Origin of the sequence: Dactylosporangium sp. McL0621, from assembly GCF_049995355.1 — a bacterium.
Classification (GTDB): Bacteria; Actinomycetota; Actinomycetes; order Mycobacteriales; family Micromonosporaceae; genus Dactylosporangium.
The window spans coordinates 4,689,433-4,702,557 of record NZ_CP188259.1; the positions used below are offsets into that span (position 1 = coordinate 4,689,433).

Consider the following 13,125-nt stretch of genomic DNA (forward strand, 5'->3'; position numbering starts at 1 on the left):
GTTTGAGTTGATCAGCGAGACCCGTCGAAGCGGCAGGAACCGAGCGTCACACCAACATGACCTAGCGCCACCTTGCCTAACAATACCCCGAACGCCGGACATCCAAAGGTGCGGCGGTCTGATGGTGACCGATGCGGACGGCGGACCGCCCGGTCGCGCCGGACGGTCCGCCGGATGGCCTCAGCAGACCTGGCTCCAGGCCGGTGCGACGCCGGGGTCGATGATGCGGGCGTCGGGCAGGGCGTCGAGGCCGGTCTCGGCCCCGCCCGGGGTGTAGACGACCACCAGGCGCAGCGGGCGCCAGGTGGTGTTGTACGTCGAGTGCAGTCGCTGGCCGGGATGTAGACGGCGTCGCCCTCCCGGATCGGGAACGCGGGCCCGTCGCCGACGGTCTGCTCGCCCTCGCCGGAGATCACGTAGATGACCTCCTCCTCGTGCGGGTGCACGTGCGGGGCGTGGCCCTGGGCCGGGTAGATGATCACCTCACCGGTGGTCAGGCCGCCGCCCGCGTCGAGGTGCGGGGTGACCAGCCACTTGATGGTGCCCCAGTCGAAGACTCGGGTGGGGACGTCGCCGGGGCGGCGGAAGGTCGTCATGACGGCTCCTGATCGGTGGCGGAGATGGACTTGAACGCGGCCAAAGCGTTCGCCGGCCACAACGCCGCAGCGACGCCGGCACGACTGCCACCTACGTCCGCGCGGACCTGCGCGAGGTGGCCCGCGCCGCCGCCGCACTCACCGGCGAACCGCACCCGCTCGCTTCGCCGCCACCACCGCCGCCCGAAGGTGGCACCTTATGGCACCTCCCTGCCCGGTGATCCGACCAGCACCATCGACAGCAATGGCCACTGATCATCACGAACAGCAGTATGGGGACGAACATGACGCGATATGCCATCGACGTGCAACGAACGGATCTGCACGCCACCTGGGCCAACGGGACAGCCGACACCACGCTGGCGGTTGCCACACTGCCGACCGGGGCACCCGAGGACGAAGTCAGAGCACTTGCGGCAGCGATGACGGCCTTTCCGCTGCGTTGTGGCGGTGCGATACCCACCCGCCGGCGCCTCAGGACACGGAGGACGTCAACACGGACGGCTGGCTGCGAAGGGAAACACGAGCGTCGTTTGGCGGCGTGACATCCGCAGGTTGGCGCTGCCGGTGTAGCCCAGGTCGCGGATCTCGGCCAGCAGCCGCGTCACCGCGACGTCGGGTTCGTCGGCGAGCCGCCGGCGCAGGTGATCGCGGTACGGATCGACGAGCGTCTGCCGGTACCTCGGTGGCCGCCGCAGCTCGTCGGCGGTGGCGGCGCGGGCATAGCGCTTGACAGTGTTGAGCGCCCAGCCCAGCTTGCGGGCGCATTCCAGCAGACCGATGCCCTGCTCGAGCAGGGCGTGCACGGCGGCGTGCCGGGCCTTGGTGCGGTCATCGAGTGCCGTGGTCTGCCGGGGTAGGCCGGTGTGCCAGCAGCTGCTGTGTGCGATCACGGTCTTCTCGACCGTCTTGGCGAGGTTGTTCCACAGGTGCCAGCGGTCACTGACCCGCACCGCCTGTGGTGCCCCGTCGCGGATGGCTTCCGCGTATGCCGCGGACCCATCACGACAGACGATCTCGACCTCGGGATGCTCGCGCAGCCAAGCTGCCAGGGTGACGGCCTTGCGGTCCGGTAACACGTCGATGCGGCGGTGCGTGACCGCGTCGATGAGCAAGGTCGCGTACCGGCGGCCCCGGCGCAGAGCGCAATCGTCCACGCTCAGCACGGCCGGTGCTGGCGCAGCCGGGGTCGGTATGCCCATGAGCACCCGCAGCACTGTGCTCCTGGACACGCGCACGCCCAGCCGGGACAGCACTGCTGCTCCGGCCCTGCCGGCCACGACCACCGCCAGGTCCGCGATCAGCGCGGTCAGCTGCCGGGTGCGTCGCGCCCACCGGTGCGCGAGCGCGGGTACCTGTTCTCGGAACGTGCGTCGCGCACAACCGGCGGTCTGGCACACCAGACGCCGCACCCGCAGCTCAACGACCACGCCACGGCCAGCGGCGGGCAGATCGGCCAGCCGCCGTACGTGGTAGGCGTGCAAACGTTCGGTCGGCTGAGCACACTGAGGGCAGGCCACCGCAACCGCTGGCGTGCGGACCCGTACGAGCAGCGTCGATCCTTGCTCCACCACCTCATCGATCAACAGCGAGGACAGCTGAGGCAACAACACCTTGATCACATCGGAGGCACACCGGCGTGGAGTGTGCCCTACCGCAACCGACCACTAAGGACAGACCCACCACCGTCTTTGCGCCAGAGCCGTTAGTTTTACAGTCCCGTGGCGGAGAGCCTGCCCCGGCGGCGTCGACGAAGTGCGTTATCCCGAGTATGTGACGGTCTTACCACAGTAACTTGGCGGCAGGGTGTGCACCGGATCCCGGCATACCTGAACCGTTAGCTTGGTCAGGACCGAGGTGGTGCTGTTGCCGCCGAGGGTGAACTGGAATTGCTTGACGCCGTTGTCGACCGTCACCGTCTTGTAGCCGACGACGGCGCTGCCGTTGTACGCGGTGAAGATTGCCGTGCTGGAGTAGTCGTCGGGGGCGCAGCTCGGTGTGGTGCTGCCGGGGGTTGGCCGGTCGACGACCTCGCCGCTGACTTTGACCGCGATGGGCGCGACGGGCCCAGGCGTGTTCCAAAGGAGGGTTCCTTTGGTGATCCCGTGGGGGCAGGTGTCGAAGTAGGGGTTCGCGGAGTCTGCGTAGAAGGGCTGGGGCGGTGCGATATCGGCGTGGGCAGGCGCCGCCCACAGGGTAAGGGCCGCCAGCATAGCGGTGGTGGCGGCGAGTGCGCCGCGGATGATTCTCATGTGCCGTCCTTTCTCGGGGTGACCGTGCGGGGCACGGTGATAGGAAGCGACACATGGCAATTTATCAATTCCATTCGTAGGTCGTAAAGGACGATTGGCGGGGCCTGAACTCATCCGGACGGTCGTACCTTGCATCTGATCTTGACTGTCCGGACCTACGTTGCGGACGGGCGGCGTGTCTTGCCCTGCGCGCCGGGCTCGGGAGTTTGGTCGGCCGCGCGTCCGTCGACCGAACTCGAATACGCAAGGTAGGTCTGGACAACGGGGCTCCGACCGTACGGACTCACGGTACGAGCCGCTGGTCAGCGTGTCGGCGTGTGCAGGGTTCAGCCGGAACGGACAGCGCTACTGTCCCGTCCGCGTCAAGGTGGCGGCGTCCGGGTGAAGGTGGCGATGACTTGGCGGCGTCCGGACTTACAAGTCCTAACAGAATGATCTAGGGACTTCCGTCCTTTGTGGACGATGATCTATAGTGTCGACCGTGCGGAAGGGCGAGCAGCCACCATGGATGGTGCCGGACGGGTTGTGGGAGCGGATCGAGCCGCTGTTGCCCCGGCACCCGCGGCGGTTGCGTAACCCCGGGCGGAAACGGGTGCCGGACCGGCAGGTGCTGTGCGGGATTCTGTTCGTGCTGTACACGGCGATCCCGTGGGAGTTCCTGCCGCAGGAGTTGGGCTTCGGGTCTGGGATGACCTGCTGGCGGCGGCTGGCCGAGTGGCACGAGGCCGGGGTCTGGCAACGTCTGCACGAGCTCCTGCTGGCCGAGCTACGCGCCGCGGACAAGCTCGACTGGTCCAAGGCGGTGATCGACGGCTCGCATGTGCGGGCCCTGAAGGGCGGCCCAAAACCGGACCGAGCCCGGTCGACCGCGCCAAGACCGGCTCGAAACACCACGTCATCACCGACGGCGCGGGCATCCCACTCGCCGTCAGCCTGACCGGCGGCAACCGCCACGACGTCACGCAGCTCCTGCCGTTGATCGACGCCATCCCGCCGATACGTGGCAAACGCGGCCGGCCCCGCCGACGCCCCGACAGCCTGTACGCCGACCGGGCCTACGACTTCGACATCTACCGCGACCGGGTCCGCGATCAGGGCATCACCCCCTACTTCGCCCGCCGCGGCGTCGAGCACGGCTCCGGGCTGGGCGTTCACCGCTGGGTGGTCGAGCAGACGGTCGCGCTGCTGCACTGGTTCCGCCGCCTCCGCATCCGCTGGGAGATCCGCGACGACATCCACGAAGCGTTCATGAGCCTCGCCTGCTCCATCATCTGCTACCGCCGACTCATCAAGTGATCATTCTGTTAGGACTTGTTAGTTGGCGAGCCACGTACGTCGACGACGATGTTCCGTCTCCTGTAACCCGGCAGGAATCCAGAGGTCGGCGGGGCCATCACCCCGTGGGCGGGTCCATTGAGAGGACTCAACGTCTTGTGCTACTGCGCAGCATGGTTGCCGTTGAGCACTGTGGCGTCGAGGATGGGCGGCATGCGCAGCGCTTTTCTGGCCGTGCTCGGCGTCGACGTGGCCCTTGTCGCGGCGGGTTGATCGGTTACCCGTCCTTCCTGCATCAGCGCGGCAGCGCGGTGTACCTGGCCGAGCCGGCGGTGTTGCTGAGCGTCTACGCGGTCGTGGTGCTTGCTGCCGCCCGATCCGCCTCCGCCGCGCGGCGTCGCGTCCTACGCGCTGCGACGATGGTAGGAATCGCACTGGGGGCGCTGGAGGTGGTCAACATTTCCGTGGAGACCTTCGCCAGGGTGTCTGGTGCAGCGAACCTAGCCCGGGCGTTTCAGGATCGGTGATCCACGAGATGGACGTGAAACGCGAAAGTGCCTTCTGAACTGGGACAATGAGGCTTGTCGAAGGTCTCATCACGCCCGTACGGAAGGCACTTTCTGGATGCAGGTTACCCGGACCCGACCGAAACTCACCGTCACTGCAGACGGCACCGGCGTGGTCTCCCACGCCGGAACCCGGCTCCTGGCCGACCTCGCTGACGCCACAGGTCTGACCCAGGCGTTCAGCGACGCCCTGACAGGGTTGCGGCGGCGGGACACCGGCCACGACCCGGGTCGCGTCGCTGTCGACGTGGCGGTGATGCTCGCCGACGGCGGGCAGAGCATCAGCGATCTGGCCGTGCTGCGTCAGCAGCCGGCCGTGTTCGGGCCGGTCGCCTCGACCCCGACCGCGTGGCGGGTCCTGGCCGGCACCGGCGAGGCGCAACTGGCCGCACTACGCGCCGCCCGGGCCCAAGCCCGGGAACTGGCCTGGGCGCAGGCCACCGAGACCGGCCGGGTGATCCCGGCCGCACGGGCCGCCGGCCGCGACCTCCCCGGTCTGGTCATCGACATCGACGCCAGCGTGGTGATCTGCCATTCGGAGAAGGAGCAGGCCGCGCCGACGTTCAAGCACACGTTCGGCTATCACCCGATCTTCGGGTTCCTGGACAACACCAATGAGGCCCTCGCCGGCATCCTGCGGCCCGGCAACGCCGGCAGCAACACCGCCGCGGACCACATCGCCGTCCTCGACGCCTGCCTGGCCCAGATCCCCGACCCGCACCGCCACGGCCAGCCGATCCTGGTCCGCGCCGACACCGCCGGCTCCAGCAGCCAGTTCCTGGCCCACATCCGCGCGTTACGCAACCAGGGCCTGGACATCCGCTTCTCCGTCGGCCTCGCCATCACCGAACCCGTCCGCGCCGTCCTCGCCCGCATCATCGACGAGCCGGACCTGTGGATCCCGGCCCTCGACCAGGACGCCGACCCGCGCGACCACGCCGAGATCTGCGAGATTACCGACCTCATCGACACCACCGCCCACCCCGACGGCACCCGCGTCATCGTCCGCCGCGAACTGCCTCACCCCGGCGCCCAACTGTCGCTGTTCGACCACATCGTCGGCTGGCGCCACCAACTCGTCATCACCGACACCCCCTACGGGCACGGCCCGATCCAATACCGCGAAGCCCGTCACCGCGCCCACGCCCGGGTCGAAGACCGCATCCGCTGCGCAAACAGACCGGTCTGGGCCGCTTCCCCTCCCGCGACTTCGCCATCAACGCCGCCTGGCTCGAACTCGCCCTGACCGCCATCGACCTCCTCGCCTGGACCAAAACCCTGCTGCTGCACCACGAACTGGCCGCCGCCGAACCGAAGAAGCTGCGCTACCGGCTCCTGCACGTCGCCGCACGGGTCACCCGCAGCGGCCGCCGGACCCGGCTCCGCATCGCCGAAAACTGGCCCTGGGCAACAGATCTGGCCGACGCCTTCACCCGGATCGCCGCACTCCCACGGCCGATCACCTGAACCAGGAAGTCAGTCCCACCAACCGAAAGGGCCGCGGAGGACCCGATCCCAGCATCGGGCACCCCAAGCTGCCCAGGTCACCAGCCCGACCCAGCCGGCCGTCACCTCAACATGATCAACCCATCGTGAAAGAGGCGGGCTAAGCCGGCACGCGGATTCGCGGGCGCCGCCCGATCTGTCGAGGCGCCGCCCGCACAAGCATCAGGAGGGCGGCCCCGCCGTGCGCTTAACCATGCCCGACGAAGCCGCCGTCCTCATCGATCGTGATGCCACCGTCGTCACTGGTCGCGTGGACGATGACCAGACCGTCATCGTCAGTGCCATCCCGAAACAGCGGAAGTCCTTGACTCGGCCCTCGGCCCGCATCGTCGCGGTCGTGCCGGCATACAACGAGGCCGCCACCATCGCCGCTACGATCAAGGCGCTGCGCCGGCAGTGGTCGCCGCCCATCGACCGGATCGTCGTCGTCCCGAATAACTGCACGGACAACACTGCTGATGTTGCCGCGGCCGTCGGCGCTGAAGTCCGCGAGTTCCCCGGTCGGAACCCGCACAAGAAGGCTGGCGCACTCAACTGGGCGGTCAGCCACCTGCTGCCCGGCTTGAACGACGACGAATTCGTGCTGGTGACGGACGCCGACAGCATTCTGCATCCTGACTTCACCCAGCACGCCGTGCGTGCGCTCACTCGGCCTCGCCGCGGACACCGCTGGCGTCGCCCGGTCGGCGCGGCCTGCGCCAGTTTCCATACCTCGCGCGACGGGCGGAGCCTTCTCGACAGGCTACAACGCAACGAGTACGCCAGGTTCGCCCGGCAGGTCGCCCGCCGCCTGGACAAGGCTCTCGTGTTGTCCGGTGTTGCCACTTTGTTCAGCGTTCGCCTTATACGGGACATCCTCGATGCTCGCGCAGACGGGCGGTTGCCCGGGTATCCCGGCGAGCTGTACCACCGCGACACTGCGACCGAGGACATCGAGCTCACGTTCGCCGTGCAGGCTCTCGGCTATCGACCGGTCGCGCCGGCGAAAGCGACCGCACTCACGGACTCGATGCCGACATGGCAGGCGCTGAAAGATCAGCGGATTCGCTGGCAGCGAGGCATGCTCGACAGCCTTCGCCTATACGGATGGAATCGTCGGACCGCAGGGAACTGGCTCCGGCAGGCCGGCATCTATTTCGGGTCGCTGCTCGGCCCGGCCTACGTGACGTTTCTGGCCGTGTTTGCTGCGGTGACGGGTGGCCTGCCGTTCGATCCGCGCTGGCTGCCGCTGACGCTGCTGTTCCTGTTGGAGCGCGTTTGGACGGTTCGCCGGGGACGGCCGGGTGATGTTTTGCTGGCGGCCTTGCTGGTGCCGGAGTGGCTATATGAGCAATGGCGGTCGGGCGTGTATTGGCTGGCTGCATGGAAGACGGTCCGCGGCGCGGACCGCGAATGGATCAACGCCTGAGGAGGGAGAACGATGTACGAATCGAGTGTTGTCGGCGGAGCTGGCGCCGGAGTGGCGGTGCTGCCTGTCACGGGGCTGTCGATCGGCTGGCAGCTGGTCCTGGCGGCGACGTTGATCGTGGGTGGGATGGCGTTGCTGCGGCTGGTTCCGCGGGTGCGCCGCCGGCGCGGCTGAGCGTTATTGGGGGTTGCGGGGTCTGCGTCGTTGCGGCGCAGGCCCGCTTTGCGTTCGCCGGGCTGCTTGCTGCCAGTCTGGGCGCAGCTGGCAACAGATTGGCAGTTCAACCCGTTGCCGGTTGCTTCAGGCCACCAGTAGACGAGTACATCGTGGCATGAGCCGAAACGCGACGAGTGCGCCCGGCGGCAGATGCCGGGCAGGGACTGGTCAGGCGGCGCACCTTCGGCCGTAGGTGTCGAGGGTAGAGGTCGCTCAGTCGCCGACGAACCAGAGGTAGCGGTGCGGCTTGTCAGCGTAGGTCCCGATCAGCACGCGCAGGGCGCCGGCCGAACTTGTGGCTCAAGCCTCGCCAGTTCCTCCAGTAGCGTCGTCATCTGGGACCGGTTGAAGATGGTGTTCCCGTAGGGATCGACGTGCGCAAGCATGGGAAACGTATGGCGATCTTGCAGGTTGGCCAGGGGGTCGTACCACCCGGGCGGCAGCGGAGGCGGGACGAGATGTAGAACGTCCTGCGGGCCTGCCAAGCGCCGCTGACTCTCGTCGCGGACCCAGACACTGATCGGCAGGCACTCATTGTCTACCGGCGCCCTGAGGCGACTCGATCAGGACAACCCACCGCCGGCGGCGACCGACTCGCTGATGAGCGGATACTCCGGCAGGTAGGTTTTGACCTCTCCCTGCAACGTTTTGAGCGTCAGCATGTGGCCATCGAAGTCCAGCCTGAGGCCGATCACCTCGTTGACCTCGTTGCGAATCGACGCCAGTTCAGTGAGGGGCCTTGCGCTGACTGAGGCGAACGGCGACTCAGTCGAGGCGTCCCGCGGCAACCAACGCCCACCGTCGTAGTCATAGTCGTAGGGGTCAAGCCATCTGTCATCGCCCGGGTCGGTCTGCACAAGGTTGAGGGTCCAGTCGCTCTGGCCGGCCAGGAAGAGCCCTCGACCGTCATCGAACACAAGATGCACCGGCCCAACACTGAGATCGTCGGGTTCGCCCGCCCAATGCCAGGCCAGCCGCACGACCTTCACGAGCTTACGACCGATCAATGCGTCCATCGGCGACCCTTCCTGCTGAATGGGCACGTTACCGGCCATGTCGGCAGCTGGAGCAGTTTGCGCTCATCGGCAGGACAGCGCGCCGGCCGGCGCGGGCGTCCATCACACGGGGTGACCGAACCACCGCCTGTGCACTCGCGATCGGCGCCAGATTCGTACGCCAAGATCAGTGCTGGCAACACAGAGTTGAGTCCGCAACTTGGGGTGCGTGCGTCGGCTGCCGGCGGCTCCGCCACGGGAGCCGAGACCGGAGTGGCGCGATCCGGGTCGATACGATCACACAATGGGTGCTGAGGATGAGGTTCGTGCGCTGTCGGCGCGGTGGGACGAAGCGCTGCTTGCCAACCACCCGGAACGGGTCGCGTCCTTCTGAACGACGACTGGGTCTACGTCGGCCCGGACGGCGTGACCCCCAAGTCCGACATCATCGGCTGGATCGCCTCTGGTCGTCTGCGGCACGACCGCATGACCTCGGTAGGCCCAGAGCACGTGGTACATGCCGGCGACACCATCGTTCTGACGGCGCGCAAGACCAGCGCCGGCACCTGGGACGGCAGCCTGTACACCGCCGATGAATGGATCACCGAGGTCTACGTCCGGGCAGGCGACGGCTGGCGCTGCGCACTGAGCCAGAAGACGCCGGCCCGCTCCGACGCATAGGGTCGGCCAATCGGCGGTTTCGTCGGCCGGGCTTGGCCACCCGGCCGCCTTGTCAGCGCGTCGGGAGTGCCACCGACGCCGAGAGACGTCATAGCAGGCCACGCCGATTCCGTCGCCGACCGCCACCGTCACCATGTCCGGATCGAGCCGGGACGCCGCTCCGAGCAACGCCGGGTCGGCGAGTTGCCCACCGGCGGCCCCGAACCAAGGCGCCTCGCGGATCTGGGTCCGGTTGCGCTCAGCAGTACGTCCGGTCAGGCCGAGCTGCTGCGCGGACTACACCACGGGACCTTTGGGCTGGCCGCCCCGGAACGCCTGGTCGGTGACTACCAGGATGAAGACGATGCCGGCGCCGATGAGCAGCACCCCAACGGCCCCGAGAAGGTAGGCGTAGCTGGTGTCGTCGAACCGGTGGTTCGTATAGCCGTCCTCCGTGACCAGCGCATTCGGGGCGTCCGGGTTCACCCAGAGGTTCATGGTGGACTTCGCCACCGGCAGCGGGCACGGATCGACCCTGCAATCCATCTCGAAGCTGTACGGGTTACCACGGACCTCGTAGTTGACCACCGCCACCGGTATGCCTATGCGGTGGCCCTTGTTGTCGTATCCGACCCTGTTCTGCCGCGAGATTTGGCCGACCACGAGCATCCCGTGCCGGGCCATCTCGTTCTTGAACTCGGCTTCCCGGTTGTTCTCCTGGTATTGCTTCCATCCCAGCGCTGCCGTCACGACCAGGCCCAGGACAACCGTCACTCGGATGATGCGCTGTGTCCGGGTCACAGGCGCATGGTACGACGGCCGTGCACGGGCGTCAGCCGACATGCTGTAGGGGACGGACCGTCCGATCTCGTAGCTCGTCCGACACGCGAGGTACCAGTTATTGCGTTTGGAACACGCGCTGCAGCGGCACGGGACGGATCGCTGCAGCTCCTGCCGATGTGGCGCGGTTTGCGCGCCACCGGGTTCGGCGCGCCGTCGGCCGAAGGCCCGAGGCGCGCCGATTGCCCGGCGAGGCACTTGCCGGGCTCTGTTGCATTCGTCGCTCGACAACATCCAGGCAGGCTTGGGCAGTGAGGCTCCCAAGCCGGCGGCCGCCGTCGCCACCGCGGTCTGCGTTCGTCGGGTTCCGGTTTCCGCCAGACGTGATCGTGGTCGCGGTGCGCTGGTATCTGCGGTTCAACCTGTCCTACCGCGACGTTGAAGAGTTGCTCCTCGAGCGGGGTGTCGAGGTCGACCACGTGACGATGTTCCGGTGGGTGCAGCGGTTCACGCCGCTGCTGGCCGACGTGGCCAGGGCGTTCCTATAGACCGTCTAGTGGCTGGGGCAAGATTCTGTAGGTCGGCCACAAGGGTGTAGTAGATCTCGCGGGAGATGTAGCGTTTGAGGCAGCGAATGATCTCTTTCTTGGACTTGCCGTCTGTGATGCGGCGGGTGGTGTAGTCCCGAGTGCGTTGGCAATATCGCAACCGAACGATAGCGATCATGTAGAGGGTGCGGTTGGCGTGGCGGTCGCCGCCGGGGTTGAGTCGGTGGCGTTCGGTCTTGCCGGACGGGGCCGGGATCGGGTCTGCACCGCACAGGTGGGCGAAGGCGGTCTCGGTGCGCAGGCGGGTGATGTTCTGGCCGGCGGTGATAAGCATCTGAGCGGCGTGGACCGGGCCGACGCCTAGCAACGCCAGGGTTTTCGGGGCTGCGCGTTTGACCGATGTGGACAGTTGTGCATCGAGTGTTGCGATCTTCTCACCGAGGGCGTGGATGCGTCGAGCGATGCTACGCAGCGCTGTGCGTGCCGCCTGTGCGGGTTCGGCCAGACGAGCCCGATCGGGGCGCCATCTGGCGCACTGGCCGGCTTTACCGGGCAACGTTTTGGCGGTCAGTGCTTGGCGCACGTCGGCGGGCGCGGTGACGATAAGGTCGTCGAGTTGGTTGAGCGCGGCGGTGCGAGCCTGCACGGCGCTGGCGCGGGCCAGGTGCAGCTGGCGGATCGCCTCCACGATGCCGGTCGTGTCCTTCGGGACCGCGGTGCATTCCCCGGCGAGGACTTTCCGAGCGGCGGCCTCAGCGTCAATGGCATCGTTGTTGCCTCGCCGGGCGCGAGTGTGGGGGTGCGGGCGGTTGACCTCCACGACTTTGATGCCCGCGGCGCGTAGGTGGCGGGTCAGGCCGGCGCCGTAGGAACCCGATCCCTCGACCCCGACTTCCAGGACGTGGCCGTGGCTGCTCATCCATTCCAGCAGGTGCTGGTAGCCCTCTACGGTGGTCGCGAACCGTGCGGTGGCCAGCAACCGGCCCTGCGCGTTGAGGACGGCGGATTCGTGGGTGTCGGCATGGCAGTCGACCCCGCCGATGACATCCGGTTTGCGGGCGGTCACGCTAGACATAGGTTGCCCTTCTCCGAACAGGCGACCAGGTGCCGGGACGGGCGGACACAACAGCGATGGGGCAACTGTTCGCGGCAGGTTCCTATCAGGTCACATCCGCCCGGACCGGTCGCCACAAGGCTTCGTGGCTATGGTGCCGGTCCGCAGCCGACGCGTCCGGGCAAGGACACCAAGCGGGTCAGTTCTGCCGTAGGTCAGGCATCGGACCGGCACCACAATAATCTTCGCTGTTCTGCCGGCATGCACCCGGTGACAGGTGGTTCACGGACGAGACCTGTGTGAAGGTCAACGGTGTCTGGCGGTACGTCTACCGGGCCGTCGAACAGGACGGGCAGGTCATCGACGTGCTCGTCTCCGCCCGCCGCGACCCCGCCACGGCACGCCGGTTCTTCCGCCGGGCGATGGACACCCTGAAGGTGCGACCCACCGAAGTCGTCACCGACGCGGCGCCGATGTACCCGGCCGTCCTCGATGAACTGGTCCCGTGGGCCTGGCATCACGTCGAACGGCATGCCAACAACCGGGTCGAGGCCGACCATAGTCAGCTCAAGCACCGGCTCAGACCGATGCGCGGTTTACGGACCGACCGGACAGCACAGACGATCATCGCCGGGCACGCCTTCATGCAGAACCTCCGCCGCGGACACTACGAACTCGGACACGACGCCCCGCGCGGACTCCGCGTCGCCGCGGCATTCACCGAACTCGCCACCGCCATCTGAAGACCGGGCCGGCACTCGCTCGAACGCGCCCTCCGATCGGCAAATGCAACAGTGCCACTCTGAGCGCCGCCAACTTCGCCGAGAACCTACATGTTAGTGACCGGGCTCGGCGCAACCGGCAAGGGGCTGCGCTTGTGGGGCGGGTGGAGGCATCGTGCCCCGAAGCCTGCCTGCAACGCGCCGAATCTGATCGGTGCTGCGGTGACCTGCAACGGCGGGATCGTAGTGGCGGCGTCCTGGCCGGAGACGCCACCGCCTGGGGAGGGCATCGAGCTGCCGATGCGCACGCCGCCTTCACTGCTGCGGACTCTGGACTATCCGGGCGATGCGCAATTCGTCGCCTTGTATCAGGACGGACGGGTGGGGAGAGCCACCGACGGTGTTGATGCGGTCGACGCCGAACCGTACGGCTGGCAGCTGTTCCGGGACCACGCCATGACCCAGCGGCTGATCGCGCCATACGACATCGGCGATCGCGGCGGCGGCGCGCAGCACTGGCTCGTGGTCGATCGCGGCAGCGGCAAGA

At 67.4% G+C, this 13,125-nt stretch carries 10 protein-coding genes and 3 pseudogenes; 6 read left to right on the forward strand and 7 right to left on the reverse strand.

Annotated elements, in window-relative coordinates; genetic code table 11:
* Positions 1–11: 11 nt before the first annotated feature.
* The 3 genes from ACPPVO_RS22595 to ACPPVO_RS22605 all read right to left on the reverse strand — a co-directional run bounded on the left by ACPPVO_RS22595 (position 12) and on the right by ACPPVO_RS22605 (position 2,848).
* A complete protein-coding gene (locus ACPPVO_RS22595) occupies positions 12–596 on the reverse strand; it encodes a cupin domain-containing protein (protein WP_426513165.1) in 585 nt (194 codons plus the stop codon).
* 491 nt (positions 597–1,087) lie between these two features.
* The gene (locus ACPPVO_RS22600; RefSeq protein ID WP_426513166.1) at positions 1,088–2,218 is read right to left on the reverse strand and encodes an ISL3 family transposase; all 1,131 of its coding nucleotides are present in this window, start codon (positions 2,216–2,218) and stop codon (positions 1,088–1,090) included.
* 138 nt (positions 2,219–2,356) lie between these two features.
* Positions 2,357–2,848 carry a hypothetical protein gene (locus ACPPVO_RS22605; RefSeq protein ID WP_426513167.1) on the reverse strand — a complete coding sequence of 164 codons (492 nt, stop codon included), beginning with the start codon at positions 2,846–2,848 and terminating at the stop codon, positions 2,357–2,359.
* Between the two features lie 508 nt (positions 2,849–3,356).
* Here ACPPVO_RS22605 and ACPPVO_RS22610 point away from each other — a divergent pair.
* The 3 genes and pseudogenes from ACPPVO_RS22610 (at position 3,357) to ACPPVO_RS22620 (ending at position 7,603) form a co-directional block, all read left to right on the forward strand.
* Positions 3,357–4,144 (forward strand): IS5 family transposase gene (locus ACPPVO_RS22610; protein ID WP_426514666.1). Its coding sequence is split into 2 segments (ribosomal slippage): positions 3,357–3,690 and positions 3,690–4,144, totalling 789 coding nucleotides; the frame shifts between segments, so codons are not numbered across the junction.
* 603 nt (positions 4,145–4,747) lie between these two features.
* A pseudogene (locus ACPPVO_RS22615) lies at positions 4,748–6,156 on the forward strand (IS1380 family transposase).
* Positions 6,157–6,388: 232 nt separating this feature from the next.
* The gene (locus ACPPVO_RS22620) at positions 6,389–7,603 is read left to right on the forward strand and encodes a glycosyltransferase family 2 protein (protein WP_426513168.1); all 1,215 of its coding nucleotides are present in this window, start codon (positions 6,389–6,391) and stop codon (positions 7,601–7,603) included.
* A 779-nt stretch (positions 7,604–8,382) separates the two neighbouring features.
* Here ACPPVO_RS22620 and ACPPVO_RS22625 read toward each other — a convergent pair.
* Entirely contained in the window at positions 8,383–8,874 is a 492-nt protein-coding gene (locus ACPPVO_RS22625) for a hypothetical protein (RefSeq protein WP_426513169.1), read from the reverse strand.
* 366 nt (positions 8,875–9,240) lie between these two features.
* Here ACPPVO_RS22625 and ACPPVO_RS22630 point away from each other — a divergent pair, with 366 nt between their 5' ends.
* Complete coding sequence (locus tag ACPPVO_RS22630) at positions 9,241–9,495, forward strand: hypothetical protein (RefSeq protein ID WP_426513170.1); 255 nt, start codon at positions 9,241–9,243, stop codon at positions 9,493–9,495.
* 276 nt (positions 9,496–9,771) lie between these two features.
* On the opposite strand, the gene ACPPVO_RS22635 is transcribed toward ACPPVO_RS22630, so the two are convergent.
* Entirely contained in the window at positions 9,772–10,275 is a 504-nt protein-coding gene (locus ACPPVO_RS22635; RefSeq protein WP_426513171.1) for a hypothetical protein, read from the reverse strand.
* A gap of 290 nt (positions 10,276–10,565) precedes the next feature.
* Between ACPPVO_RS22635 and ACPPVO_RS22640 the strand changes: the two are divergent.
* Positions 10,566–10,790: pseudogene (locus tag ACPPVO_RS22640) on the forward strand (hypothetical protein); the annotation flags it as partial.
* Here ACPPVO_RS22640 and ACPPVO_RS22645 read toward each other — a convergent pair.
* Positions 10,762–11,868 carry an IS110 family transposase gene (locus tag ACPPVO_RS22645; protein ID WP_426513172.1) on the reverse strand — a complete coding sequence of 369 codons (1,107 nt, stop codon included), beginning with the start codon at positions 11,866–11,868 and terminating at the stop codon, positions 10,762–10,764. The pseudogene ACPPVO_RS22640 and the gene ACPPVO_RS22645 overlap by 29 nt on opposite strands.
* 242 nt (positions 11,869–12,110) lie before the next feature.
* Here ACPPVO_RS22645 and ACPPVO_RS22650 point away from each other — a divergent pair.
* Positions 12,111–12,599, forward strand: a pseudogene (locus ACPPVO_RS22650) (IS6 family transposase); the annotation flags it as partial.
* Positions 12,600–12,893: 294 nt separating this feature from the next.
* Here the strand turns inward: ACPPVO_RS22650 and ACPPVO_RS22655 are convergent.
* On the reverse strand, positions 12,894–13,094 hold the full coding sequence (locus ACPPVO_RS22655) for a hypothetical protein (protein ID WP_426513173.1): 201 nt from the start codon (positions 13,092–13,094) through the stop codon (positions 12,894–12,896).
* Between the last annotated feature and the right edge of the window lie 31 nt (positions 13,095–13,125).

What these genes read in the sequence shown, in the direction of transcription:
- ACPPVO_RS22595 (WP_426513165.1), bottom strand. Translation starts at nt 596, where the DNA reads ATGACGACCTTCCGCCGCCCCGGCGACGTCCCCACCCGAGTCTTCGAC.
- ACPPVO_RS22605 (WP_426513167.1), bottom strand. Translation starts at nt 2,848, where the DNA reads ATGAGAATCATCCGCGGCGCACTCGCCGCCACCACCGCTATGCTGGCG.
- ACPPVO_RS22620 (WP_426513168.1), top strand. Translation starts at nt 6,389, where the DNA reads ATGCCCGACGAAGCCGCCGTCCTCATCGATCGTGATGCCACCGTCGTC.
- ACPPVO_RS22625 (WP_426513169.1), bottom strand. Translation starts at nt 8,874, where the DNA reads ATGGCCGGTAACGTGCCCATTCAGCAGGAAGGGTCGCCGATGGACGCA.